The organism is Zhongshania aliphaticivorans (genome assembly GCF_902705855.1).
Taxonomy (GTDB): Bacteria; Pseudomonadota; Gammaproteobacteria; order Pseudomonadales; family Spongiibacteraceae; genus Spongiibacter; species Spongiibacter aliphaticivorans_B.
In genome coordinates this window covers 429,278-455,205 of the sequence record NZ_CACSIJ010000012.1, presented here as the reverse complement: position 1 = coordinate 455,205, position 25,928 = coordinate 429,278, and the positions used below count along the sequence as shown (strand labels likewise).

18 protein-coding genes and 1 pseudogene are annotated in these 25,928 nt (G+C 47.0%); 12 read left to right on the top strand and 7 right to left on the bottom strand.

Annotated elements, in window-relative coordinates; all coding sequences use genetic code 11:
* Positions 1 to 86: 86 nt before the first annotated feature.
* Positions 87 to 1,658 (top strand): carboxylesterase/lipase family protein, encoded by a 1,572-nt coding sequence (locus GVJ32_RS09095; RefSeq protein ID WP_159239726.1) that lies wholly within the window; start codon positions 87 to 89, stop codon positions 1,656 to 1,658.
* A gap of 153 nt (positions 1,659 to 1,811) precedes the next feature.
* A complete protein-coding gene (locus GVJ32_RS09090; protein ID WP_435808073.1) occupies positions 1,812 to 4,076 on the top strand; it encodes a TonB-dependent receptor in 2,265 nt (754 codons plus the stop codon).
* A gap of 195 nt (positions 4,077 to 4,271) precedes the next feature.
* On the opposite strand, the gene GVJ32_RS09085 is transcribed toward GVJ32_RS09090, so the two are convergent.
* Positions 4,272 to 5,657: a 3-oxoacyl-ACP reductase gene (locus tag GVJ32_RS09085; RefSeq protein ID WP_159239724.1), complete on the bottom strand. Its 1,386-nt coding sequence runs from the start codon at positions 5,655 to 5,657 to the stop codon at positions 4,272 to 4,274.
* A gap of 218 nt (positions 5,658 to 5,875) precedes the next feature.
* Here GVJ32_RS09085 and GVJ32_RS09080 point away from each other — a divergent pair, with 218 nt between their 5' ends.
* Positions 5,876 to 7,174, top strand: coding sequence for an acetyl-CoA C-acetyltransferase (locus GVJ32_RS09080; RefSeq protein WP_200841381.1), 1,299 nt, complete (start codon positions 5,876 to 5,878; stop codon positions 7,172 to 7,174).
* Positions 7,175 to 7,257: 83 nt separating this feature from the next.
* Here GVJ32_RS09080 and GVJ32_RS09075 read toward each other — a convergent pair whose 3' ends face one another.
* Complete coding sequence (locus GVJ32_RS09075) at positions 7,258 to 7,599, bottom strand: hypothetical protein (protein WP_159239723.1); 342 nt, start codon at positions 7,597 to 7,599, stop codon at positions 7,258 to 7,260.
* Positions 7,600 to 7,850: 251 nt separating this feature from the next.
* On the opposite strand from GVJ32_RS09075, the gene GVJ32_RS09070 reads away from it, so the two are divergent.
* Together GVJ32_RS09070 and GVJ32_RS18215 are read left to right on the top strand one after the other, a co-directional pair.
* Entirely contained in the window at positions 7,851 to 8,321 is a 471-nt protein-coding gene (locus GVJ32_RS09070; protein WP_159239722.1) for a Dps family protein, read from the top strand.
* Positions 8,322 to 8,571: 250 nt separating this feature from the next.
* A complete protein-coding gene (locus tag GVJ32_RS18215) occupies positions 8,572 to 8,694 on the top strand; it encodes a DUF1223 domain-containing protein (protein WP_200841380.1) in 123 nt (40 codons plus the stop codon).
* Positions 8,695 to 8,729: 35 nt separating this feature from the next.
* Here the strand turns inward: GVJ32_RS18215 and GVJ32_RS09060 are convergent, their stop codons facing one another.
* Entirely contained in the window at positions 8,730 to 9,851 is a 1,122-nt protein-coding gene (locus tag GVJ32_RS09060; protein ID WP_159239721.1) for a diguanylate cyclase, read from the bottom strand.
* Positions 9,852 to 10,034: 183 nt separating this feature from the next.
* On the opposite strand from GVJ32_RS09060, the gene GVJ32_RS09055 reads away from it, so the two are divergent.
* Genes GVJ32_RS09055 through GVJ32_RS09035 form a run of 5 tightly spaced genes read left to right on the top strand, consistent with a single transcriptional unit; the run spans position 10,035 to position 14,966 of the window.
* Positions 10,035 to 12,188: an FAD-dependent oxidoreductase gene (locus GVJ32_RS09055; protein ID WP_200841379.1), complete on the top strand. Its 2,154-nt coding sequence runs from the start codon at positions 10,035 to 10,037 to the stop codon at positions 12,186 to 12,188.
* A 1-nt stretch (position 12,189) separates the two neighbouring features.
* Positions 12,190 to 13,047: a DUF547 domain-containing protein gene (locus tag GVJ32_RS09050; protein ID WP_235035097.1), complete on the top strand. Its 858-nt coding sequence runs from the start codon at positions 12,190 to 12,192 to the stop codon at positions 13,045 to 13,047.
* Positions 13,031 to 13,750, top strand: coding sequence for a TIGR04283 family arsenosugar biosynthesis glycosyltransferase (locus GVJ32_RS09045; protein WP_159239720.1), 720 nt, complete (start codon positions 13,031 to 13,033; stop codon positions 13,748 to 13,750). Before GVJ32_RS09050 ends, GVJ32_RS09045 begins: the two co-directional genes overlap by 17 nt.
* Positions 13,743 to 14,417: a TIGR04282 family arsenosugar biosynthesis glycosyltransferase gene (locus tag GVJ32_RS09040; protein ID WP_159239719.1), complete on the top strand. Its 675-nt coding sequence runs from the start codon at positions 13,743 to 13,745 to the stop codon at positions 14,415 to 14,417. Before GVJ32_RS09045 ends, GVJ32_RS09040 begins: the two co-directional genes overlap by 8 nt.
* Positions 14,418 to 14,435: 18 nt before the next feature.
* Positions 14,436 to 14,966: an MOSC domain-containing protein gene (locus GVJ32_RS09035; RefSeq protein ID WP_159239718.1), complete on the top strand. Its 531-nt coding sequence runs from the start codon at positions 14,436 to 14,438 to the stop codon at positions 14,964 to 14,966.
* A 31-nt stretch (positions 14,967 to 14,997) separates the two neighbouring features.
* Here GVJ32_RS09035 and GVJ32_RS09030 read toward each other — a convergent pair whose 3' ends face one another.
* From GVJ32_RS09030 to GVJ32_RS09020, 3 genes are read right to left on the bottom strand one after another with little or no spacing between them, the layout of a single operon-like run.
* Positions 14,998 to 15,975, bottom strand: coding sequence for an alpha/beta hydrolase family esterase (locus GVJ32_RS09030; protein WP_159239717.1), 978 nt, complete (start codon positions 15,973 to 15,975; stop codon positions 14,998 to 15,000).
* 59 nt (positions 15,976 to 16,034) lie between these two features.
* A complete protein-coding gene (locus tag GVJ32_RS09025; protein ID WP_159239716.1) occupies positions 16,035 to 17,234 on the bottom strand; it encodes a hypothetical protein in 1,200 nt (399 codons plus the stop codon).
* Between the two features lie 14 nt (positions 17,235 to 17,248).
* Positions 17,249 to 18,043, bottom strand: a complete 795-nt coding sequence (locus GVJ32_RS09020; RefSeq protein ID WP_159239715.1) for an outer membrane lipoprotein-sorting protein — start codon at positions 18,041 to 18,043, stop codon at positions 17,249 to 17,251.
* A 210-nt stretch (positions 18,044 to 18,253) separates the two neighbouring features.
* On the opposite strand from GVJ32_RS09020, the gene GVJ32_RS09015 reads away from it, so the two are divergent.
* Positions 18,254 to 20,677, top strand: a complete 2,424-nt coding sequence (locus GVJ32_RS09015) for an efflux RND transporter permease subunit (protein WP_159239714.1) — start codon at positions 18,254 to 18,256, stop codon at positions 20,675 to 20,677.
* A 2,181-nt stretch (positions 20,678 to 22,858) separates the two neighbouring features.
* Positions 22,859 to 23,034 (top strand): annotated as a pseudogene (locus tag GVJ32_RS18540) (IS5/IS1182 family transposase); the annotation flags it as partial.
* A 457-nt stretch (positions 23,035 to 23,491) separates the two neighbouring features.
* On the opposite strand, the gene GVJ32_RS09005 reads toward GVJ32_RS18540, so the two are convergent.
* The gene (locus tag GVJ32_RS09005; protein WP_159239713.1) at positions 23,492 to 25,915 is read right to left on the bottom strand and encodes an efflux RND transporter permease subunit; all 2,424 of its coding nucleotides are present in this window, start codon (positions 25,913 to 25,915) and stop codon (positions 23,492 to 23,494) included.
* Positions 25,916 to 25,928: the final 13 nt, after the last annotated feature.

Genomic DNA, 25,928 nt, shown 5'->3' with positions numbered 1-25,928 from the left:
ACTTAAGTGATAGCGAAAAAAGCGACCACCGCAGACAATTAACATCATGATAAAAACTGGTTTATCGCTATTTGAGTGAGGGCATTATGGTTGGCTTCAAAAGTATTCGAATTATAGCGTCTTCATTAATCGCGCTACTTTTTTTAGCGTCGGTATCGGTAAGCGCTGAAGAATATAGTAATAATGAAATGCAGAAAAATACTGTAGTTAGAGTTAAGCAAGGTTTGATAAGTGGCGTAAGCGAAAACGGTGTGAATAGCTATCTTGGCATTCCCTATGCTAAACCACCAATAGGAAGCCTGAGATGGCAGCCTAGCCAGGATCCATCGCCGTGGAGTGGAGTGCGTAAAGCCACTGAATTCGGCAGTGCCTGTTACCAAATCGGTAATTTTTATACCAGTAATAATGCAGATGATTTTGATCGTCCCTACGGCAGCGAAGATTGTTTGTACTTGAACGTGTGGGCCTCCGAAGGCATTACTGAAAAGCGTCCTGTTGTTGTTTTTATTCACGGCGGTGGCTCAGTCCACGGTGCCGCATCCTTACCTCTTTATAATGGCTTGAGGCTAGCTAAGGAGTTAAATGCCGTTTTTGTCAGTATCAACTATCGCTTAGGATTTTACGGGAATATGAGTTCGGTTGATTTACGTCAGGGTGACCCCGCGGGCGACTCGGGAAACTTTGCGGTGTTAGATCAGATAAAAGCCTTGGACTGGGTTCAGAATAATATAGCTCGTTTCGGTGGCGATGTAGCTAATGTGACTTTAATGGGGCATTCGGCAGGTTGTGGGAATATATGGCATTTGATGCGCTCACCGCTGGCGTCTGGGAAATTTCATAAGACGTTTTGTATGTCGGGAATATCAAATGAAAGCAGCCGCGACGATTTAGACGACGCGGGTCAGGCTTTGCTGACTAATTTGCTTGTCGCTGACGGCTCGATTAAATCTAAGAGTGAATTTAAGGACTATATTAAAAGAACAAGGCCAGAGCAGCGTCGTGAGTACCTATACAGTAAATCTTCATTAGACATTCTGAATGCGTCGGAGGGGGTGGCAATTAACCCGCCGGCAGTTGACGGTTACGTTATTACTACTCGTAAAGATGAACCATTAGTTAATGCTGTAGCAACCATAGTGGGAACCACTGATGATGAAGCTGGATTGCTTTATTTGGGGGGGATTAGTAAGAAAAGCTATTCGGAATTGTGGGGGTTAATACACGCTGACAAACAGCTTGGTCGCGATGATTTCTTTAGTAATATTCTGGATTATATAAAATTTAAAATGACTGTGTGGATCGTTGATCCGGTACTACTGCATATTGTTGATAATTCAACAGAACTTCTTAAATCTAGCGCTGCGCCTTTGTATCGCTATCATTTTGAATGGAAAGACACGCCGGAACCCTGGCAATCAATAATCGGTTCATATCACGGTATTGATGTTCCATTTGTATTTGGTAATTTCGAAATGGATACGCCTAGTTTTACTGATTTTACGTGGCGTGGTAGCAGCGCAGAGCAACGTGAAAATATTCATAACACGTTTTCTAAGGCACTGCGTGGGTTTGTTGAGTCTGCTGATCCAAATAAATACGTCCCTCAGCTTGGGTGGTCGCCTTGGAACAGTGAGGATGACGATTTAATCCTGCGTTAGCCGAATTCCAGCGCAGTCGTACCTGAGCTGGAGTTGTTCTAAATGAGTACAAGTGCTTGCCGGTGAGTTGCTATTGTTGTCTCAAAGGTGACTGACCTTGTGTGAATAAGTTGTGACAATATGGCTTAGAAAAAAGTAACCGCGAGAAATATAATGAATAATGCGTTTAGTAAAGTTTTAGCTCCTTGTCGTTTGTGTCTTTTGGCTATCTCACTCACTTCGTTTAGTAGCGTGGCTATGTCTGCTGAGGGTGATAAGCGTCAACTAGAAGAGATTATTGTTACCGCCACCAAACGCTCGGAAAGCCTGCGAGATATTCCCGCGTCGATAGCGCATTTCGACGGATCCACCTTAGAAGAGCAGGGTAAACTAAATCTGGCGGACTACTTGCAGGAAACACCGGGTGTTGTGGTGAACAATGCTGCTCCGGGGATAATGCGCATCTCGATTCGGGGGATTGGCGTAGATAATAGCCCCGATGCGACCATTCCCTCAGCGGTAGGTATTTTAATAGGCGATACCTCCTTTACCGACCCTTATATAGGGAATATCACACCTGATCTTAGTGCTTTCGATCTGGCAAGTGTAGAGGTCTTAAAGGGCCCACAAGGTACCGTATTTGGTGGTGCTGCCTTGTCAGGTGCGGTGCGCTATGTGCTTGAGGCTCCGCATACGGAGGGCTTTGAACTCAAAGCATTTACTCAGCTCTCGGATGTCGATTATGGTGGAGAAGCGTTTACCTCAGGTGTTGCCGCCAATATTCCACTTTACGAAGACAAGCTTGCTCTGCGTCTTGGCTTAGTGTCACGTGAATACCCCGGTCTCTACGATAATCGACGGTCTGGTGAAAACGACGTTAATGATGGTGGTGGCGATCAGATGCGGGCAATTCTTCGCTGGCTGCCAACAGACAAGCTAGATATTAAGCTTACTTATTTGGAACAGGATTATTCGGTCGATGACGGGGTTTTTATTGCTGACAACCGTCAAGCAAGAAGCTTAGATGACTTCCTTTTAAAGCAACCCAATAGCCATGAGTTTTCATTGACGAGCTTGGAGCTACGCTACGATTTTGACCGCTTTAGTATTATGTCATTGAGCTCTTTAACGACTAAAGATAGACATTCATTTGCGGATATCTCAGCGACTTTCTTTTCGCCACCGCCTGGTGCTCCTGAAGCTACTGCGATATTTTCCACGTCTAGTCACAGCTCTGAANCTATTTCGCAGGAGTTGCGTTTTCAATCTACCGGAGATTGGTGGGTAGATTGGATTGCTGGGGTGTATAGCTATGACTATGAAATGTACTTTGATATTTATATTAATACGGTTGCTCAAGATAGGGCGACAGGTGGGCTTGGTGATATCACGTCCTTGCTTCCGATTGGTATTCCTAGCTTAACAAGAGAGAGTTCACTCTTGTACGCATTCAATGATGCAACTGCGACGGAAGAAGCCGTCTTCTTCGATTTAACAAAAACTTTATGGGAAAGTTTACATCTGTCAGTTGGTGCGCGTTACTACGAGACAGTTGTTAAAGGAGGATATGACGGCGTAGGAGTGTTAGCTAGAGCGGCAAACAATGGCCAGAAAGTCGATATTTTTAAAGAGATTATTGAAAATGGCGTGAGCCCACGATACTCGATTAAATATGACGTTGCTGAGAATTTGTCTGTGTATGCTCAGGCGGCCAAGGGTTTTCGGTTTGGTGGTATACAAACTATTCCTGCGAATGAAGCGGATGGTGTGCCAGAGACCTATAAGTCTGACAAACTCTGGAATTACGAGCTGGGTCTTAGGTCGGCTTGGTTAGATAATACTTTTCAGTTTGATGCCGCTATTTTCAAAATCGATTACAAAGATCCGCAAATCCAGCAGAAAACTCAAACTAGCAATCTCGCATTTAAAAACAATGTGGGTTCCGCAGAAAGTACTGGTTATGAAGTAAGTTTGCGATGGTTAACCCCAATAGACGGACTAGCTATTACCCTTGATGGTGGTGAGGTAGACTCCCATACATCGGAAGCTTTTGTTGATTCTGCAGGAAATACCATCGCTGCAGGCACTCAGATGCCGGGTGCGGCGGAATCGCAATACTCTGCAACGGCATCGTATTTTAATGATATTTTTGATGTGAATTATAATGTCTACCTAAGCTATAGCTACATCGGGAAAAACTTCGGTGATCTTGCACAGACTGAGCCGGTAAATGATTTTGCTACATTGAATGCTGGCATTTCTCTCTCAGTGGATAGCTGGAGCTTCCGGCCGCAACTGTCTATTAATGTGACGAATATTCGTGATGAAACTGCGCCGATTGGTGGTGGTTCGCGAGATCTGCTAACTGGCGAGGTGCAATCTATTTATATATTTAATGCGCCACGTACCTTAAATACTAGGTTGTCTATTGAGTTTTAGAATCAAATAGTAGCTATGCTTGCAGGGCGGTGGCTGATTTCTGGATGTTTTTTGATTAGTTAGCTCAGTTACGCAGTTGATTATTTTTACCCTCGCGCAAGTTGTTTTTCTTCAAATTGACGTAATTTTTTGATCGCCCTGCGAGAAATAGCAGGGCGTCGTTTGACGTCTAAGTCTAGGTAGATATTGTGCGGATTAAGCACCAAACCAAGACTGACCGCACACGCGAACTGTATTGCCACTCACACCGCGTGAAGAGGGGTTGCCGAAGAAGGAAATCGTTTCTGCTACATCTACCGGCAAACCACCTTGCGACAGTGAGTTAAGGCGGCGACCAAACATGCGGGTGAATAGGGGAATCGCTGCGGTCATGGCGGTTTCGATAAAGCCGGGAGCAACCGCGTTAACGCTGATGTTCTTAGCGGCTAACTCAGCAGATTGTGCCATGAAATCGACATAGCCAATGACGCCGGCCTTCGATGCCGCGTAATTGGTTTGGCCGCGTTGACCACCAATGCCGTTCATCGATGAGACGCCAATAATACTGCCACCATCGTTTATGGTGTTGGTTTTGAGTAGCTCAGTGGTAATGCGCTGTGCCGCCGCTAAGTTAATGTCTAAGGTCATCTGCCAGTGCTGCTCGCTCATATTGGCGATGGTTTTGTCGCGGGTCACACCGGCGTTGTGAACAATAATGTCTGCGCCGCCAAGATCGCTAAGGGCTTTAGCGATAATAGCCGGTGCATCAGCGCTGGTAATGTCGGCAATAACGGCTTTGCCGTTTAAGCGCGCCATGACCTTGTTTAAGTCAGCTTCCATCGGCGCCACATCTACACCGACAATTGTTGCGCCGTCGCGGGCCAAGGTGTCGGCAATGGCTTCACCAATGCCGCGTGAGGCGCCCGTCACCAAGGCGATTTTACCCGCTAGTGGCTTGTGCCAATCGGCAACAGCAGCGGTGTCGGCGGAGCGTACTTTAATAACTTGGCCACTTATATAAGCGGACTTGGGCGATAAAATAAAACGCAGGCTGCTGTCGAGGTTGCCTTCCGCACCTTCGGCAACGGTAATTAATTGCGCGGTTGCCCCCTTGCCGCCAACTTCTTTGGCGAGTGAGCGGCTTAGGCCCTCTAGTGCACGCTGAGTAGCAGCGGCTTCTGGGGTCTTGCATTGCATATGCGGGCGACCGAGTACCACGATGCGGCCGCTACTTTTTAATTTGCGGATATTGGTATTAAAAAAGCGATAGGCAGATACCAGCTCAGTTGCGTCTACAAAACCGCTGCCATCAAATATCAGTGCTTGATAACGCTCGCTGCTTGCGTTGCTGTCGGCTTCGCCTCCAAGTTGCGTCGCAGCGTCTGGGCTATAAAAAATTTGTGCGTCGCTATCGCTAAGATTGGTCTGAATATTGTTGAGCAATTTTGCATTCTCGCCGGCTCCTATTAGCACGGTGCCTGCGAAGTAGCTGCTTTGGCTGGTGTTGTAGCGCTGTAAATCCGTTGCTACGGTGACACCCATTGCGCCAAGCAGCTTTTTGCCTGCCGCCGAATTAATCAGCTTTTCGATTCTATCGCTCATACTCAGATCTCCGTCAGGGGTGTTAATGACATAAATTCGGTTTACATTGTGGCTGTGGGAAGGGCATACAGTTCCCTTATTGCTGCATTGTAGCCTTACTGCACCACAAGGTGATTGACAGTGTAGACCTGCAGGGCGGTCGATTCAGCCAATGCCGGCGCGGACAGGCTTGCTAAACTGCGCCCCTATTACTCCTAGTACGATTTTGAGGTCAGATTATGTCACAGGCAATTAAACGCGTTGCGATCATTGGCGGTAACCGAATTCCGTTTACCCGTTCCAACACGGCCTACTTTGGCGTGAGCAATCAGGCGATGTTAACGGCGGCCATAGAAGGCTTGGTACAGCGCTATAACTTGCAAGACGTGCGTCTTGGCGACGTGGTTGCCGGCGCGGTGATGAAACACAGTCGTGATTTCAATTTAACTCGCGAATCAGTATTAGGTACCTCGCTTGACCCAAATACGCCATGCTTTGATATTCAGCAAGCCTGCGGTACCGGTCTGCAAGCGGTAAATATAGTTGCTAATCAAATTGCTCTTGGTCAAATCGATGCAGGGATTGCGGGCGGTGTAGATACCACGTCTGACGCACCTATCGGTGTAAGTGAGGGCTTACGTAAAATCTTATTGCAGGTGAATAAAGCACGTAGCTTTGGTGACCGTATAAAACCCTTTTTGCAACTACGTCCTAAAGATGTGGGTGTGTTGATTCCTGCTAACGCTGAACCCCGCACTCGCATGTCTATGGGCGAGCACACTGAAGTGACGGCAAAAGCATGGCAAATTCCCCGCGATCAGCAGGACGAGTTGGCCTGCGCTAGCCATAAGAACTTAGGTGCAGCTTACGATCGTGGATTTTTCGATGACTTGATTACACCCTTTAACGGTGTAAACAAAGACAATATTTTGCGTGCAGATACCACCATTGAGAAGCTGTCTAGCTTAAAGCCCGCTTTCGATAAAGAGAGTGGCAAAGGCACCTTAACGGCGGGTAATTCCTCTACTCTGACCGATGGCGCCTCGGCGGTATTACTTGCCAGCGAAGAGTGGGCTAAAGAGCGCGGTTTACCAGTGCGTGCGTATTTGACCATTGTGGAAACGGCGGCGGTGGACTTCTTTGGTAAAGACGGTGCGTCTGAGAAAGAGGGGCTATTACTTGCGCCAGCCTACGCAGTGCCGCGTATGTTAGAAAAAGTAGGGCTGACATTACAGGATTTCGATTATTACGAAATTCATGAAGCTTTTGCCGCTCAGGTCTTAGCCACACTGAAAGCATGGGAAGACGAAACTTTCTGTAAAGAAAAGCTGGGTCTTGATCGCGCTCTAGGCAGCATTGATCTTAATAAGCTAAATGTGAACGGTAGCTCGCTAGCAGCAGGTCACCCCTTTGCCGCGACCGGCGGCCGTATCGTTGCATCGCTGGCGAAAATGCTGGAAGAGAAAGGCAGTGGTCGTGGATTGATTTCAATTTGCGCCGCTGGTGGGCAGGGTATTACGGCGATTATTGAGCGTTAAACCTTCCGCCTATAAGTGCTACCCAATAAAAAAGGCCCCAAGCACAAGCTTGGGGCCTTTTTGTTTACTGGTAAATGGGCCTGTTATTTACCGTAACTAGCGCAATCACCCACTTCATAACCAATCACTTTTTCATCGGCACAGGCGCCGCAGGCATTGCCATAGGTTTTATGACGCTCAGACGGGCATGGTACCGTTACGCAGCGTATGCCGGTATCCACATGGCCGCATACGGGGCGATATTCTCGGGTACACATTTGTGGTCGCGGCGACTCACATTGGGTGAATCCCGTTTGCATTCCTGGGGGTGAGGTGCCGTCTTTGGGTGTGTTCGTGCAGGCGCTAATTGCAAATAGTGCGATAAGGCTGATGCCAAATAGAGAGAGTCGCTTGCGTCGGTTATTGCATCCGTTCAATAAAGCCATGTTGTACCCCGGATATTCNGTTTTAATCATAATGTGTGCCATCAGCTTAACGGCCTTAGGCCGCGGGCTCAAGGTCGATATTTTAGAATGCGCCTTTGATAATGAACTCCTTCTTGCAGGTTTTGTCATAGTCACTGACTATCAATTGTATTTAAAACAAACATTTTAAATATGAATGTGCTGTTGTTAAGCTTTAATAAGCTGTTTAAAACAGGGCATGAATGATTAAAACCACCAAAGGGAGAATGTGTGTGAAAGCTATCGATATAGGTATTAACGAAGCGAATCGTGAACAAATTGCCGGCGGTTTAAAAGTCTTACTGGCAGATTCTTATACGCTTTATTTGCAAACTCATAATTTCCATTGGAATGTGACTGGCCCGCGTTTTCGTGACCTGCATCTGATGTTTGAAGAGCACTACACCGAATTAGCTACCGCAGTAGACGATATCGCTGAGCGTATTCGGACCCTCGATGTGGCTGCTCCCGGTACGTATAAAGAGTTCTCTCGTTTAAGCTCTATTGAAGAAACCGACGGCGTGCCAGACGCTGAGTCTATGGTAGATATTCTTACTAAAGGCCACGAGCAAGTCGTTAAAGCTTGTCGTTCGGTGCTGAAGCTAGCGCAAGAGGGTGATGATGAGTCTACCGCGTCGCTAGTATCAGATCGTATGAGAATTCACGAGAAAACCGCGTGGATGTTACGCGCTATCAATAAATAGTATTTTATCTCTGGCGACACCGGCTTAGGTGTCGCTTCTTTCCAATTTCTAAGACCTCGTCCTTGTTATTTTAGTGGTATCTGTAACGCCGTGTAATGTCGTGCGTCTGATTATTATACGTCGCCGTTTCTGCTGGCGGCGGATATAAAGCTTATACCAGCTAGGGGGAGCTTATGAGGTTTGGGCGTTTTCTTATGGCAATGGGGTGGCGATAGGCATCTTGTGGGTCTCGTCTGCGCAGGTGATAGAGTTGCGTAGTGGCAGAGAGGCAGCGACCACCATAGAACTGTATACCTCAGAGGGTTGCAGCAGTTGCCCGAACGCAGATGCATGGTTGTCAGAGTTAGGTGGTGATCCAGAAGTATTTGCGTGAGTTGTTCCCTTGGCTTTCCATGTCGATTACTGGTATCAACTGGGCTGGAAAGATCGTTTTGCAGCGTACATATTTTGATCCGCTGCTTTTAGCAGGGATTCATAATCACTGCCGTGTTTGGGGTAAATAGCGTAACCAATGCTGGCACTGATTTGATACTCCTCGTTTTCGATATGTATCGGTGGCAAAAGTGTTGCCGCATATGACGAAATTTTTTGTGTAATAACGTCAATATCATTTAGGCCTAGAAGTAATATGCTGAATTCATCACCACCAAGGCGAGCCACTATATCGCTGGCACGGGTATTTTCACGTAGACGTTTGGCAAACTCGATGAGTACTCCGTCGCCAATGTGATGGCCGACGCTGTCGTTGATTTTTTTAAAATGGTTGAGATCAAAAAATAAAACGCTAAAAGGTGTACCAACTAATTTTGCGTTGAATATAGCTCGCTCTATTTCGTTAATAAAATGACGTCGGTTGGCAATGCCGGTTAAGCTGTCGTGCAGGGCTAAATGGATATATCTATTATGTTCGTCTTCAAATCTTATTCGAAGTGTCCGAAGGGAAATGTCAGAATAAATAATGATGAAAATAATGAAGGAGTTTGCGGTAAATAAGCCGCTAAATACGGCAAATCCGAGATTTTCTTGGGTGATAAAATTGTCGAAATGAATGCCCTGCAGATCTGCGTAGAACAGTAAGCAGCCAGTTATAAAAATCAGTAGCGTCCATATTAATCCGGCGCGAGCACTAATACCCATTGTAGCCAGTACCGGAAAAATAATGGCGCTGGGATTTGCCGGAGAGTGTAGGCCGCCTGATTGTAGCGTGATGAGTAACAATGCCGCGCCTAGGGTGCATATAAATAAGTTTAAGGCCAAACTGCGGCGCCCTGTTAATTTAAGTATCATCATGGCCGACACAGTGCCGACGGAAGTAAGGACTGAAAATATACCGAATAAGGTTTTACCGCTTGCGGAAAAATTAAAAAGAAAGTGGTTGAGAGCGGTGGCAATGACAATAAATAAGAAAGTGCTAAGTAATGTGCTGATAACAAATTGGTCGCGGTACTTCTGGATATTGGTAGATCCAGGTCTGCGCGGTAGCCACGGGTCGATTAATGCCTTTTTAAGGGAAGCTCGTCTATTGGTCATCGGAATCCATTTCTTGGCATGAGTAGTGTAGACGTAGAGTTTATTGTTATATGGCGTCGGTATTGAGTGTAGCTTAATTTAGGCGAATTATAAAATGGTATTGGGATGAGTCCAATAAGCGTATTTTGGACGTAGTATTTGAGTTGGATGTGCTAAGCAACACGACCTTTATAAGGGATTGGGATGATAAAGAAGTTAGGGTTTTTAGTAATCATTGTGGTAGCCATTGCCGGCTTTTTTACTATGGGGCTGAATCAATATCTCAGCCTTGAGGGAGCGAAGCAATTACAGTTAGATTTGGCCGTGTGGCGACTTGAGAAGCCGCTAATATTGGCAGTAATATTGTTTTCGTCTTATGTTTTAATTGCAGCCTTGTCCCTGCCTGGCGCAGCAGTAATGACATTATTGCTAGGAGGTGTTTTTGGTTTGGGATGGGGGCTGTTGATTGCGTCCTTTGCGTCTAGTCTTGGTGCCACGCTGGCATTCTTAATAACCAGGTTTATTTTAAAAGAGTCAGTGCAGCGTCGATTTGGGGATCGCCTTAAAGCAATAAACGATGGTGTGCGACGTGAAGGTGGTTTTTATCTTTTCAGTCTTAGGCTTGTGCCGGTATTTCCTTTCTTCTTAATCAATATGTTAATGGCATTAACGCCCATTAAGCTGCGGCAGTTCTATTGGGTAAGTCAGCTCGGTATGCTGCCGGGTACGTTGGTATATGTAAATGCGGGCAGCCAGCTGAGTGAATTAACAAGTTTGTCTGGAATCCTCTCGCCATCGTTGCTGTTTTCTTTTGTGTTACTTGGGGTATTTCCTTTGATCGCAAAGAAGGCCTTGGCTTGGCTAAGTGTGAAAAAAGCCAACGCTAAGTGGTCTCGACCCAAGCAGTTTGATCGCAATTTAATTGTCATTGGCGGCGGCGCCGCAGGTTTGGTCAGCGCCTATATCGCGGCGGCGGTTAAGGCTAAGGTCACCTTAATTGAAGCGCATAAAATGGGCGGTGACTGCCTTAATTATGGCTGCGTGCCCAGCAAGGCATTAATTAAAACGGCCAAGCTGGCGGCGCAGCAGCGGCACGGCGAGCGCTATGGTCTCGGTCCGTCGGAATCTGTAATCGATTTCCGGCGCATCATGGCTCGGATAAAGGATGTGATTGCACGTATTGAACCCCACGACAGTGTAGAGCGCTACACCGAACTTGGCGTTGAAGTATTGCAGGGCTATGCGCGGCTAGTTGATCCGTGGACAGTTGAAATCAAACTCAATAGCGGCGGTGTGCAGCGCTTAACATCGCGAGCCATTGTTATTGCTGCGGGCGCAGAGCCAGCGGTACCGCCATTACCAGGCTTAGATGAGGTCGGCTATCTTACTAGTGACACACTATGGGAGTCGTTGGCCGAGAATGAGTCGCCCCCACGTCGCTTATTGGTATTGGGTGGCGGGCCAATAGGTTGCGAGTTAGCGCAATGTTTTGCCAGATTAGGGTCTGAGGTTACGCAGCTGGAAATGCTGCCTAGAATTATGGTGCGTGACGACGAGGATGTGGCGGCGGCGGTGGCGAAGTCACTGAGCGACGATGGTGTTAAGGTTATGACGAGCACACGGGCGATTCGCTGTGAGCAAGATGGTGAGCAGAAACGTATTATCGTGTGTGGATCAGATGGCGTAGAGCGGACTATCGAATTTGATACGCTATTGTGTGCAGTGGGTCGTAAGCCTCGGACCAAAGGTTACGGTCTGGAAGATCTAGGCATTGAGACCTCAGCCCTGAAAGGCAATGAATACCTAGAAACAAGCTTTCCGCATATATTGCTGGCCGGAGATGTTGTTGGGCCGTATCAGTTTACCCACGTTGCGGCGCATCAAGCGTGGTACGCCGCGGTAAATGGTTTGTTTGGTGGCTTTAAAAAATTTAAAGTCGACTACAGGCTTATTCCACGAGTGACCTATGTCGATCCCGAGGTTGCCAGTGTCGGTTTAAGCGAGATAGAGGCAGACGAGAAGAATGTCAGCTACGAAGTCACTCGCTATGGTATTGATGATCTTGACCGCGCTATCTGTGACAGCCAAGCTGAGGGCTTTATTAAAGTGCTTACCGAGCCGGGCAAAGATCGCATTTTAGGCGTAACTATTGTTGGCGCGCAGGCGGGAGAATTGCTCGCAGAATATGTGTTGGCAATGAAGCACGGTATCGGTTTGAAAAAAATATTGGGCACAATTCATAGTTATCCGAGCATGTCGGAAGCCAATAAATATGTGGCGGGTGAGTGGCAAAAGGCCCATACGCCGCAGTGGGCATTGGCATGGTTGGTGAAATTTCATGCATGGCGAAGAGGGTAGAGTGACAGTGAAATCTCAAATAATAAAAATATTATCAAGGGTATGGATTGGCGTATTTCTATTGTGTGTGGCGATACCTTCGATGGCGGCAGAGTTCTCGCATAAAGCATGGGATAAATTGCTTCAGCAACATGTTGTTATGATTCAGGACGGTCAGGCCAGTCAGGTAGATTACGCTGGGATGAAAGATGACCGACAAATACTTAAGGCATATTTGGCCAGTTTGTCTGGAGTTACTGAAAGTGATTTTGATGCGTGGCCAAAGGATCAGCAGCTGGCATTTTTGATTAATGCCTATAACGCATGGACAGTAGAATTTGTATTAACACGTTATCCCGATATCGATTCAATAAAAGATCTAGGCTCATTCTTTGGCTCGCCTTGGAAGAAAGAATTTATTAAATTATTGGGTGAAACACGCAGCCTCGACAACATCGAGCACACCTTGATTCGTGGCTCTGGTCGTTATAATGAACCTCGTATTCATTTTGCCGTGAACTGCGCCAGCATTGGCTGTCCCGCTTTGCTGAATCGGGCTTTTACCGGCGCCAAACTTAATCAGCAATTGGAGTTGGTTACTGAAAAATTTTTAAGTGACCGCAGCCGCAATTATTTTTTGAATGGCGAATTACATGTGTCGCCTATTTTTGATTGGTATAAAACCGATTTTGAGCAGGGTTGGGGTGGGGCAAATTCGGTATCTGCTTTCTTGTCGCAGTATGCCGATGCCTTAGGTTTGGGTGGCTCGAGCGGCGGCATTATTCTGAACGGCAAACCCGTAGCTACTCATTTAAAGGATGGAAGTTTGGGAATCAGTTACACCGACTATGACTGGGAATTAAATGATATCGGTGAATAATGTTGAGCCAGAAAAGGCGCGCCCTCTCGCGCTGTCAGTGGTCGTTCCGGTACGGAATGAAGCGCTTGAGTTGCCCCAGTTGTGTGAGGATTTACACAAAGAAATTGCCAATACAGTACATAGTGTTGAAGTCATCTTTGTTGATGGCGGCAGTGTGGATGGATCGCCAGAGCTTATCATGGCGCAGGGCTTTCGCTGCGTATCTAGCGAGTGTGGACGAGCAAGGCAAATGAACGCCGGCGCTGCCGTGGCAGCAGGGCCGGCAATATTATTCTTACATGCCGATAGTGAATTACCTGATACCGGAATGGATGCAGTGATTACTGCACTTGATGCGCGGCTTTGGGGACGTTTTGATATTCGTATAAGTGGCAAGGCTAAGATGTTTGCCGTGATTGCCTTTTTTATAAATTCGCGATCTCGTCTTAGCGGTATTGCTACAGGTGACCAAGGTATTTTTGTTCGGCGCGCTGCTTTTGAAAGAGTAGGTGGCTTTCCGGATCAAGCGCTGATGGAAGATATTGCCATGTCAGCGATGCTTCGTAAAATATCGGCGCCAGTATGTTTGCGTTTAAAAATAACGACTTCAGGGCGTCGCTGGGAGCGTCGCGGTATATGGTCAACCATTCTACTTATGTGGCGTTTACGCTTGTTGTACTGGCTTGGTGTGTCGCCGCAAAGCTTGGCGAGACGTTATGAGTAAAGATCTTTCGCCACTAAAGGTAAGTATTCAAATTATGGCTAAAGCCCCCGTGGCGGGGTTGGCGAAAACTCGTTTGATTCCCGCTTTAGGCGCTGAAGGCGCTGCGCGCTTAGCAAAAAAAATGCTCGGGAAAATACTGCAAGACAGTGTGGCGTTAATAACAGACGTGCAGGAAAGCTATCTGTTTTCGGTGAATTTATGGATGACGCCATCGCCAGACTCACCCAGTTGGCTGTCAGTGAATATACCAACTGGCATCAACTTACATTCGCAGCGGGGCGACGATTTAGGCGAGCGTATGAGTTATGCCGCAGCGCAAGGTTTAACTAATGCCGATGCCATCATTCTCGTTGGCAGCGATTGTCCGGAAATTAATGCTACAGTTTTGCATCAGGCGGCGATGGCTCTGTATGACTATGATGCTTGTCTAATACCGAGCGCAGACGGAGGTTATGCTTTATTGGGTTTGCGCCGTCATGAGCCGCGATTATTTGCCGATATTCCGTGGAGTACGAATAAGGTCGCGGAGTTAACGCGGCAGCGCTTGCTGGAATGCGGAATGACTTTCAGTGAATTTTATTTCGTTCATGATATCGATGAAGCGGAAGATCTTATTCATTTGCCATCAGAATGGCCAGAATCTAAGTTTGGCAACACCGCCGTTTAAGAGGATCTAGGAATAACAATGAATGCACAAGGCCGCTTAATCTCGCGTTTTCTTAATGATCTACCGTCGGGGAAGCTGGAGTGGATTGGCGTGCGTCCCGCTAGAAAAGTTGCAATGACTTCGGTGGAAAAAACCATCGCCATTGCCGATCGTGGTTTGCAGGGTGATCGACGTATCGAGGGCAGCAAGGGCTCAGCGCGGCAGGTGAGTCTTATCAGCGTCGAGTTTATTCGCGCTATTGCCGATAATTTGGGTATTGAGAATATTCCCGCAGATATCCTTAGGCGTAATTTATTGGTGTCGGGAATCAACCTAAATGCATTGCGGCATCAATATTTTCAAATTGGTTCGGCGATCTTTCAAGCGACCGCGCAATGCCACCCTTGCTCGCGTATGGAAACCGCACTGGGCAAGGGTGGTTTGGTGGCCATGCTGGGCTATGGTGGCTTATGCGCAAAAATTGTAGAGTCTGGCGAAATAAAGTGTGGCGATGAGGTGGTTTATATACCGCCAGATAAATTTCAGGAACGGCAGCTAAGCCTGTATTAATAATTGGCGTGTTTAATTTTTATGCCTGCGATCAGTTTATCTGTCGTGAGAAAAATGCCCATATTTCAGCGGGGCCGTTGATCTCTTTGCTTGTGGCGCCAAGGATGCGTGGCGGCCGAAAATACCCTTGCGGAATGGTGTGGCCGCCATCGGTAATGGTATATAAAATCACTTCTGCATGTGCACCGTCGCGCCAAGCATAATATTTTGTTGCGGTTGGATCATCTGCGTGATTGTTTGAAAAATGCTTGGTTTCGCTAGGTGCGCCTTGGTAGCCGGCTTTGTGTGCAAAGTGCTCTGCACTAGCAACAGATGACAAAACGTCGCCGCGATCACCAAAACCAAACAAGGTAACTTGGCCACCGTAATAGGGATTTATAGGGTCTTCGGTGCCATTCATTATTAGCACCGGCACGGCTAAGCCGACATCAGTGCAGGCGAGATTGTCTGGTGTTGGCAAGCTGGCACTGATCGCCGCGATACCCGCAACCGCGTCGGGCTGTTCTAAAGCAAAGCGAAAGCCCAGGTGGCCGCCATTTGAATATCCTGCAATAAATGATTTAGCGGTGTCGCTGCCGTAGCGTTGCTGAAAGCGGGTAATGAGCGACGTGATAAATTTCAGGTCGTCGATGTTTTCTGCGCGTGCGGGGTAGCGTGCTGCGCTCCGGCAATCATTCCAATTATTTTTGTATCCCGCAGGGTATACCACGATAAAGCCGTTTTGATCGGCCAGTTGTTCAAACTGGTAGGCGGTAAATTTCCGTATGTCGGCCACGGATTGTAAAGAGCCGTGTAGCATAAATACCAATGCGGTATCTTTGTTCAGTGCAGTCGGTATATAAAATGTATAGCTGCGCTCTATACCGTCGATGACGATAGTGTCCTCACCGAGTGCGCCGCTTAGTTTAGGTCGCGGTGGCGCTGAGCTGTAGCCATAGTAGATAAACAGCGCGGCGCCGATAACGGCGAGACTGGCAATGACGATTAAACTTAGGCGAGTTATACGCACGGCGTGCTTCTGTATTGGTGGATTGAGGTTGTGAGCTTGATCATAGGTTTAATTATAGCTCAGTAATAAAACTCTAATCCTAATTCAACATAACTGTCTCTGCGAAGCGAGTAGATAGGATCATTATTGCTATCGCTGTGAAAGTGATAAATTTCAGCCGTGATGCGTGTGCTGTCCCCTAGCCGAGTGCTGGCTTCCATAAAGGCAGAGCGGCTTGCTTGTTCGTCTATATCTTGGCTGTAGCCAAACAGTAATTCGCTGGATGCAATATCATTCAGGCTGAGCCGACCGCCGACAAACACATCGTTTTGGAATGGCCCTGCATTTATTCTGTCTCTGGTGTCGTGGGAATATTCTAACAATAGACCCAAATCCCAATACAGGCTGTTGATGCTCGTTAAGGTGTATTCAAAACCGGCGGTGCTGGCAGCAAAGTCCTCGGCAATCGAATGGCCGATACCACGTCGGTAAATAGCTTCTAGTTTCCACAGCCAATCACCACTCACATACTGAGCGTCCAAGCCACTCTGTTCGATGAGTGCGTAATAAGGCAGCAGGGTGACGCTTGTAGTGCTAATCTGCGGTAGGTAAATAGGTTCTCTCGATGTGCCCTGAAACCACGACAGTCCGAGATTCCAATCGCCAAGATAATGACTCCAGCGCAGTGCGTAGTCGATGTGCTTGTCTTCTTTGTCTGATTGGTATTGCTCGGTGTCGTTCTGGGTAATAGGAATTGAGCGCAGGCGTCCTTCTTCGCCAGCAAATTGTCGAGGCCGGAAGGCGGGCAGTACAAACACATCTACCACGCCCCAGTCTTGAATGCTGGCGTAGTGAATCATGGGTTGACCGAGTTTATCTTCACCATCTGGCGCTTCAATAAAATCGGTTTGATTGATAATGTCGACTAGGTGCTGGGATTCTGTCACGCCCCAGAAAATAGTGTTTACGCCAACTGTTAGCTCCCAGTTGTTGCCCACGTGCTGCCAGTAGAACTCACGCAGGTCGGCGTGGCTGCGCTCGTCGTCTTGGCTGTCGTAGCGATAAAATGCCTTTACATTAAGACTGTCGTCACCGTCATTCCACTGCTGATACCACTCGGGAGCGAGCACTCCCGAAATAGTCTCTGAGCCCTGTGCTGGGTCAGCCGCCGTGCTTGGAAAAGCGCGTGCTTGTAGGCCGACGTAGCCAAGAAATTCGGCGTGACTTGGCGGCGCGATTAGACCGGCGAACAAAATGGCCGTGAGTTGTTTGCTGTTCATCATTTAGGCCAGTGTTAACGTGCGCGTTTTAAGCTATTTTCTGTGAAATCTTGCTCGTCTAAACCGCTGCGGAACTGATAATTGCGCAGAAGCACTTCGGTGCTTTTACCGTTGCGCTCGTTAACCATAGTCTGTTTCGCCGGCCGCCAGAATTTGTCTAAATGCAGCTGGTAGTCGCTTAGGGTAAGGGTCTTTAGCACGCCATCTTTACGGTCATAAAACTCTATTTTCATGGCGCGATAGTGCTCTTGATCTATCCACACAATTTCTCGTGTGTAGCCGGAGTATTTGTCGCGGGGAATAATTTCTACTACAAAGCACAGCGCGCCGTTTAGTTCTTCGTCACGTAGCCAGCGGTAGTCGTACTCTTCTACCTCAAAGGAGCTAAGGTCTTCATAGGAGAATTCGCTGCCCATAAACTGGCCAGATTTGTTTTTAGAGGCGATGCGCTTTACGCGTTTTAAGGCCGGCAAATACAGCCATTGATCATCGTCGGCATTGTTATGGGTAAAGCTGAGAAAGGCGGTGCCCTTAACGTCGTTGGGGCTGTCGAAGATGGTCATCGACTTGTCGCCGTCGTTTTGAACTTCTAAAGCCAAAATTCGCATCTCTCGACGGGTTTCCCGCCCGCCGCGGCTATGTAGCACCATTTCCATTTCCGCGCTGCTATCTACCCAGCCGCGGTCTCGGCTCTTCATTTCTTTGGCGATTACTAGCCCCTTGTCTTGTGCCTCATCGGCGCTGAGCAGAGGTGAAATAAGTAAGCTCAGTGAGCATAAGATACTCGCGGTAAATGTTCTTATTGTCACGCTAGGTGCTCCATAGTGTCGGTGTTTGCTTAAATCTAATGCTTATTGTTTATGTGCGCCAAGTTAAAGCATAATTGCCTGATAAATCAAATCCTCTTGTCGAAAATTGCGTGATGGTATCGGTAAGAGGGTGCGCTATAGATTTTGTGGCGCAGCTGAACACCGAGTTTACATATTTGATAATAAGCATAATAGGGAGTGCTAGCGCTAATGGCCGTTACGGAAAATAAATTTGTAGATCGCGTAGACGCGGTATTTGGCAGTGTCGCCAACTGGGCGGTGAATCATCGCCTCATTGTCTTGTTATTGTCACTTTTGATGCTGGGCTTGGGCACCTACTTTGCCGGCAAGGTGCAGGCTGACAATAGTTTGGATGCGTATTTTGATAAAAGCGATCCGGTGTATGTGTCTTACACCGAATACTTGGATGAGTTTTTGTCAGACGAAGTGACCTACATTATTTATCGTGTACCCGATCGTCCACACGGGCCGTTTAATTACGAGGCAATGGGCCAGATTGCTAAATTAGCCCAGGCCTTTGAGGATGAAGTGCCGTACGTGCGCGACGTGATAAGTTTACCAACGGTGGAGTTTATTCGCGCCGACGGCGATTCAATCAACGTCGATGAATTGATGTTGGACTTCCCCGCAGATCAAGAGGCTCTGCTAAAGCTACGGGACGAAGTGTTAAGTCGTCCGCTGTATGTCGATTATCTTATAAATGCAAAAGCCGATTACGCTGCCATTATTTTAGAAATGGAGCGCAGCAGCGTTGATCCCCTCGAAGACATTATTTACGACGAAGCCAAGGGCAATCAGCTAGAAAACCTTTACCCGCAGGTCAGTGATAATAAATTGCGCGAGATTATGGCGCGCCCAGAATACGCTGGTATCGATTTCTTTATTACCGGCGATGTGCCGATGAACTCGGCCTACAACCATGTTTTCATGGAAGACTCCGCAATTGGTACCTTAATTACCTTGGTCATGTTGGCGGTCTTGTCGTTTTTACTTTTCCGCGTGAGTTTGCTCGGGCTATTTGGGCCGTTGGCGGTGGTAGTGCTGAGCATTGTTATGGTGCTCGGTGTGATGGGCGCCTTTGGCTGGGTACTGGGATTGTTCTTTGGCATTGTCCCCACCTTATTGTGTGCGGTGGGGGTGGCGCAGTCCGTGCATATTTTATTGGAATTCCAGCGCGCATTTGGGGAAACCGGCGACCGTAAAGAGTCGGTGAAAACCGCGATCTCAAAAGTAGGTGGTGCTTGTATGTTGGCGTCGATCACCACCGCGGTTGGCTTTTTGGTGATGACCGTATCGCAGTTAAAAGTACTGAGCGAAATGGCCTTGTACGCGGCCTCTGGGGTTATGTTTACCTTTATTTTATCGATGACCTTATTGGTGGTTGCCTTAGCGTCGGGTAAGTCAGGAACGGCCAAGGCCACTAAAAGGAAAGGGCCGGCGGTTCAGCCAAGTATTATCTGGTTTGTTGAGCGCTGTATTGCGCTTAATTTAAATCACCCCAAGGCACTGCTTGGTGCCGGTACCGTGATCTTGCTGTTCTTTTTGGCTGGGCTGAGTCTTGTTAAGGTGGATTTTAATTTCCTAGAAGACTTTAAACCCGATGTAGAGTGGCGTCAGCACACCGAGCTTGCGGAGAGTGTGATGGGCGGTATTTTGAATGTCACTTATATTATTGACACCGACGAGCCGGAAGGGGTTAAAAACCCTGAAATATTGCACGCGATTGACCGCATTCAGCAGTTTGCCGAATCACAGCCCTTGGTTAAGAAAACTTATTCCGTGGTGGATATTCAAAAAGATCTCAATCGCAGTTTTCACGGCGATGATCCGGCGTGGTATCGCCTGCCTGACGACAGAAACCTGACCGCGCAATATTTCTTGGTCTATGAAATTTCTGGGGGCGAGGAGCTTGCGGAGTTTGTAGGACAAGGCTATAGCCGCACCGTGCTGGAAATGCGAGTTGAAATGAGCGGCTCGGCTGATATTACTAAACTGCTTTCCACAATCGACGACTATATCGCCGAGAACCCGATTCCCAATGCGACGGTACGCAAAACCGGCATAGGCTTAATGTGGGTCAAAATGGGGGAGTATATTGCAGACACCCAGTTGATTGGTTACAGCTTGATATTTGTGATGGTGGCGGGGTTTCTATGCTTGGCGTTCGGTTCGGTTAAGGTCGGAATGTTGGCAATGATTCCAAACCTCGCGCCGGTTGTTGTCGTGCTAGGTTTAATGGGATGGCTGGGAATTCATCTGGACTATATGAAATTACTGCTGGCAACCATTGCCATCGGTATCGCGGTGGATGACACCTTGCACTTGGTTATTCGATTCCGGCGCTGCTTTATGGCTAGCGGTAATTATCGTACGGCTTTGGCTGACTCTATGCGCGATGTGGGGCCAGCGCTGGTGATTACCACGATTATTCTGCTAGGTGCATTCTCATGTTATTTACTTTCTCAGCTCGCGATAATTTCTAGCTTTGGGGTATTGTTGGGTGTTGCCATTAGCGTCGCATTACTGGCCGACATGTTGTTTATGCCAGCCTTGCTCTTGATAACAAAGCCGTTTGGTCCGGAGTTTACGCCTGCGAGTAAGACTGGCTCGTAGGCTTGATGCCTAAAATTGCTGAGGTAGGTTGCTAGCATAATACAATTTGGGCGTATTTTGATTCATCTTAAAATTGGCGCAGTTGTCACCAGACTGTGTGAAAACTATTTTCAAGTCATAATTTTGACAAGGATTGATGTGAATATGTGTTTTACATCAAAATCTGACCAAGTTTTGTAGCCAATCGTATACACATTTCACGCAGGATCGCTTGATTAATTTGGTTATAGGAGTTTTCACACAGCCTCTCACATTAGCGGACATTTCATCAGGCCCGTCGTCCGCAGTGAGCCGAGGCTGGCTTCTTAATTTAACTTGGTTATGAGTTTGATAGCCAATAGGAGGATCACCCAATGGAAATCATAATCGCCCGTGTTCAAAAGTAATCCACGACCAGTAACAGTACCCGATATATAGCTTTGCCAAAAGACAAGGTGAAAAAACGGATCGTCAATCGATTTTGTTGGAGGCACTGCAATGGAGGCGCCGGGTTAACTGGATAAAGCGAAGCGGAAACGCTATGAATATGGCCGGTTAAAACACCAAATCCCCCGCTGTACGTAATCGGTGGTTATATCATTTGGTAGATGAGCGAAGCTCGTGACGGCGTTTGGCAGTGCGTTTGTAGTTTTCACACAGTCTGTACCATGAACAGACCTACACAGCTGGTTTTAAGTAGTTGTGGTTAGGATAAGCATGTGGTGCGAAAATGCCCTTAAGGCTCCAAGCAATTCACTTTGCTGTTTCGATTAAACTGTAGATGGCNGCCGCTGGCATGGGCGTCGAAATTACACCTTCTAGTTAGTTTACCTAACTAGAAGGTGTATATGGANTTAGTGGAAAGTCGCCAAGTTAATTCAGTTATTCTAATAACCTATCCAGCCCACAGCTCTTTTGTGTGCCAGATGGACAAGCAGCCCCGTAATCTAATTTATTATATTCTTCAGTAAATTTCATTTGTTGTGATGAGTATTCCTCCCATATCAGCTGGGGCGTCGACGCGCGTCATTATGTACAGGCAGATCTGGATTCCCTTCATTCATTATATATACGCGTTGCGGAAGAATATCTACCCACGACATACCTGATGTGTCAGGAATTTACTGCTTTTCTCTATAAATTTTCCAGGGATAGTCCAGTAAGAATTTCCACCCAGGCTTTTGCTTAGCGATTCAATTAGAGTTAGGTCTTGTGCTGGGCCCACCGAGCATAAGCATTTGAGTTATATAAAAAATAGATCTTTGATCTGGATTTCATATGCCTGAAATTTGGCTGTGCCCAAATCGTGGCCATTCAATTTTCAAAATACTCAAATTTACCTGCAGAGGCGCTGCGGTCAAATTCAGTGACGCTTGAGTCAAGAACGGCAGAGACCGTTTCCCTATAATTCGACAATATCCTAATCCTATTTATGAAATTGCCATTATGCGAAACATTATTGCAGTAAGCCGCAGGCTAATTACCGCCCACCTTAGACCTTCCTGTCGTGCTAGGCTTCAAATTGCTAGGTTTGCTCTGATTCTCACTGGCTTGCAATAATGAAACGACGTCAGCTGCTATCTGCGTTGGGATTGGCTGGCACTGTCATAGCTGGAATGAGATTGCGGCAAGGAATAATCTTCAGTTGACAGCTGAAACTATTCATCTAAATGAAAAAGGAGCTCAGATGGTTGCTGATTTAGCTATTGAAAAAATCATTCCAACACTGGAGTAGCTTACAAGCTAAAGTGCGCGGACTGGGCTTCCCTGGGTAAAGTAGACGACTCCGCGCTATTCTAAAATTTTTATTAGTAGATAGGCTGCGCCGTATTGTCCTACTTTTGAGGCCGGTATCAGTGCCCTGGATATGGACACCTCCTGATACTCATAAATTATATGCGTTGCGTGTAGCTGAAGTAGAAAAAGGGTGTTGTATAGAAAACCTCTTGCATCAACCTAGCAAGATAGCAAGTGAACCGAACAGCGACTTATTTAAGGCGTTGAGGCTGTAAAAAACCTACCAACTTCTATCCGGTTTGGGATTTCTGAGCGTCCGCTTATTACCCAGGCAGTGTGAAAACTACTGATCACTGGTTGATCTAGATACCCCTTGCTTATGAAGAATCAGTCTTAGCCGGCGATCCAAATTTAAGGTCGTATTTAGTATAATAAATTGGTAAGCCAAACCAGAGGTAATCTGCGATGACTCACCATATCAAAGGCCAATCAAGACACCAATCCACATTTTTTCCAGAAGTGATTGATAACTTTGTTACTGAAGACAACCCAGTTCGAGTCATTGATTTTTTTGTCGACCAGCTTGATTTATTGAGCCTAGGTTTTGAGAGCGTCACCGCAAAGCAACTGGTCGTCCAGGATCAGGTATCTAAACAAAGGCATTCACTCCGTTCACCTGGATACCCGATCGGGGTCGGGTATGACGAGGTACTAAAGAATTTTCCTCTTACGGTTGAGATAGCTTTTACCAAAATAATCCCCGCGGCCACCAATCCCTTCAGCACCGCTGAGCACTGCAGTAAATAACGGGTTAAGCGGGAAACTGTTTGAGCCGCAGGCGAGTTTTTCTCGCGCGGTTACTTGCGACGCGCGGAAGACAAAACGGCGGGATAGTCGTTTTGAACGCTGGCGGGCGGCCCTTTAGGCCGAGGGGCAGGACGCCTCGAGTTAACTCGATGACGAATTTTTACCAACACCGGCCGTCAGTTGATCACTCTGAGCACGCTCAGATCTTAAGGTGCCCAGTGTTAACTTTTATCATCGGCACGAGCAAAGCGAATATCTTCCAGATAAATCGCCACTTGTGCTTCACGTAAACTACTTGCTCATTTCATCCTGCGTGGCTGCATGGTCGTGAATACTGCCCCGCACAAATTTGTGCAGCAGCACGGGTAGCAGCGTGAGATCGGCGATTAGCGCAATAATAATGGCCAGGCCGGTGAGTAAGCCGAATAATACGCTGGGTACAAAATCAGAGAAGCCGAGCAGGGCAAAGCCGATTGCAATAATAACGGAGGTGTAAATTAGTGCGTAGCCCACGCTGTGGTGGCTGCGTTCAATTGCCTTTTCTGCGCTATTGCTTTTGAGTTCCTGTAAATAGCGGTGGGTGTAGTGGATGGTGTCGTCCACGGCGATGCCCATTGCAATAGCGGCAATCGTCATGGTCATGAAATCTAGCGGAATTCTTAGCCAGCCCATAACGCCCAGTACCGCAATGGCGGAAATAATATTGGGAACAATGGCGATGGCGGCAATTTTAAGCGAGCGAAATATCACGCAAAATGCGATGCCTAGGGCGATAAAGACTGCGCCTAAGGTCAGTATTTGCGAGGTAAATAATTGCTCTAGCATGGCCTGATAAAGCACAAATAAATTGCTGAGTTGGTAGTTTTCTGCAGAGATGCCTAAGGCTTGAATTTTTTTGTGAATATCAGCAAGCATGGCACCGCGGTCTAGGCCTTCGGTGCTGTCTATTATTCTTGCGCTAATTCGCAGCTGTGCGGGTGGTTCTATAAAGAAGCTATTCAGCAAATCTTCGCGAATACTCTTGTCTAAAGTCCAATAAATGGCGGTTAACTCGTACTCGGTTAAAGGTTTGTTATTGTTAATTTGCTTGGCTAATTGGGTAAAGTTAAGCACCGATAGACGAGTGCCCATTGCTTCGAATTCCCCCAACGCTTTCTGAATACGCTGTACGTTTTGAACGTCTTTGGCACGCAATACTAGGTCGTTGTCTGGTCTGGGTTCTTCGGGCGGGGTGTAAATAATATCCAGTGGTGTTGAGCCGCCAAACTCCTTGTCGATAAAACTCAGTTCTTTGTATACCTCGGTGTCATCGCTAAAGTAGTTGATAAAGCTATTTTCAACATTCAGTTGCAGTGAGCCGAATACGCTGCCGATAAAGAATAAAATACTAATAATGATAATGGCGGAACCGTGTTTAATGCAGCTGTGTTGCAGGGCGTTAACGGGTTTTAAAAGAGTGGAATTCTCGTGGCTGTTCTTGCCCTTTGGGAATAGCAGTAGCAAGGCCGGAAACAGCAGTAGCGTGCATAAAATAGTAACGGCCATCGCAACAATCATCATCCAGCCGAAAGCCATCACGGGCTCAATTTCGCTGAGTAACAAGGATGCAAAACCTAGGGAGGTGGTGAATCCCGCGAAGAAGCAGGGCGCTATTTTGTTTTTTAAGGCACGCAGTACTAAGTCTCGCTGCTCGAGATCAGGGTTGGCTTTGGCATCTTCTCGGTATTGGACAATGAGGTGAATAACGATAGCGAGGCTGAGAATAAGCTGAAGCGATATAAAGTTAGATGAAATGACAGTTGCTTTTAAACCTAGGAGGCCGAACGCGCCGACGGTGATAAGCAAATTACTCGCGCAGCAAACCACGGTGATAAATACCCAGCTAAAGCGCCGAAACACCAAAAACACTAATAAGCAAATTACTAGCGCGATAGCGCTGCCAAATATACTTAAATCATTCTGAATAATATTAATAAGTTGGTAGCCGAGTACATGAGCGCCGCCAAGGTAAAGGTCTGCCTCATCGCTATAGTCTTTTATGATGTTACGTAAGCTTTCAATTTCTTGATTGCGGGTTTCTCGTAGCGCTTTCTCCAATGGCGCAGTTTTGGCTTTCAGGCGTTTGAGTTCAGCTTTATCTTCTTTTGACAGCGGGCCGTCTAAACGCTTGGCTTGAATGGCGAGAATAGCTGCGTCTAGGTTTTGTAGAATGAGATTGGTTTTGAAGAGTATTTGAATGCCGGTGGCCGTCTGTTCGTGATTGATTAGCAGTCCGTCATAAATTGGGTGATCTTTGAAGAGGCTACGCAATTCTGCGGCTGGTAGCTGTAGTTTGCTTTGGGTAAAGTCATTCGGATTCATGTCTGCGCTAAGACCCTGCCCTGCTTTGGATAATAGCGGCACATTCATTACCGAGCGAACAGATTTAACACGGTTTATTTTCTGTATTTTGGCGCTAATTTCAGCGATGTTTTGTAGACTTTGCTTTGAGAATATATCTCCCTCTTTGGGGCTATAGGCAATAATCAGAAATTCCTCTGGCGAGAATTTTTGATTCACCTTTTGGCTTTCTATGAAGTCGCGGTTGTCTTCTGAGATTAGCGTGTCTGCAGAGGCATTTATTTCAAAACTGCGGCTATGCCATGCGAAAAATCCGACGATTAGCGCAAAAACCAGCAGTATTAATTTGTGACGTGAGAATAGGGCTTCTAGCATGGCTTGGATCCCG

Bases quoted from the DNA above. Each gene is read 5' to 3' on its own strand.
- GVJ32_RS09045 (WP_159239720.1), top strand. From the start codon at position 13,031: ATGATATCGGTGAATAATGTTGAGCCAGAAAAGGCGCGCCCTCTCGCG.
- GVJ32_RS09080 (WP_200841381.1), top strand. From the start codon at position 5,876: ATGTCACAGGCAATTAAACGCGTTGCGATCATTGGCGGTAACCGAATT.
- GVJ32_RS09015 (WP_159239714.1), top strand. From the start codon at position 18,254: ATGGCCGTTACGGAAAATAAATTTGTAGATCGCGTAGACGCGGTATTT.
- GVJ32_RS09040 (WP_159239719.1), top strand. From the start codon at position 13,743: ATGAGTAAAGATCTTTCGCCACTAAAGGTAAGTATTCAAATTATGGCT.
- GVJ32_RS09055 (WP_200841379.1), top strand. From the start codon at position 10,035: ATGATAAAGAAGTTAGGGTTTTTAGTAATCATTGTGGTAGCCATTGCC.
- GVJ32_RS09005 (WP_159239713.1), bottom strand. From the start codon at position 25,915: ATGCTAGAAGCCCTATTCTCACGTCACAAATTAATACTGCTGGTTTTT.
- GVJ32_RS09035 (WP_159239718.1), top strand. From the start codon at position 14,436: ATGAATGCACAAGGCCGCTTAATCTCGCGTTTTCTTAATGATCTACCG.
- GVJ32_RS09095 (WP_159239726.1), top strand. From the start codon at position 87: ATGGTTGGCTTCAAAAGTATTCGAATTATAGCGTCTTCATTAATCGCG.
- GVJ32_RS09025 (WP_159239716.1), bottom strand. From the start codon at position 17,234: ATGAACAGCAAACAACTCACGGCCATTTTGTTCGCCGGTCTAATCGCG.
- GVJ32_RS09060 (WP_159239721.1), bottom strand. From the start codon at position 9,851: ATGACCAATAGACGAGCTTCCCTTAAAAAGGCATTAATCGACCCGTGG.
- GVJ32_RS09075 (WP_159239723.1), bottom strand. From the start codon at position 7,599: ATGGCTTTATTGAACGGATGCAATAACCGACGCAAGCGACTCTCTCTA.
- GVJ32_RS09085 (WP_159239724.1), bottom strand. From the start codon at position 5,657: ATGAGCGATAGAATCGAAAAGCTGATTAATTCGGCGGCAGGCAAAAAG.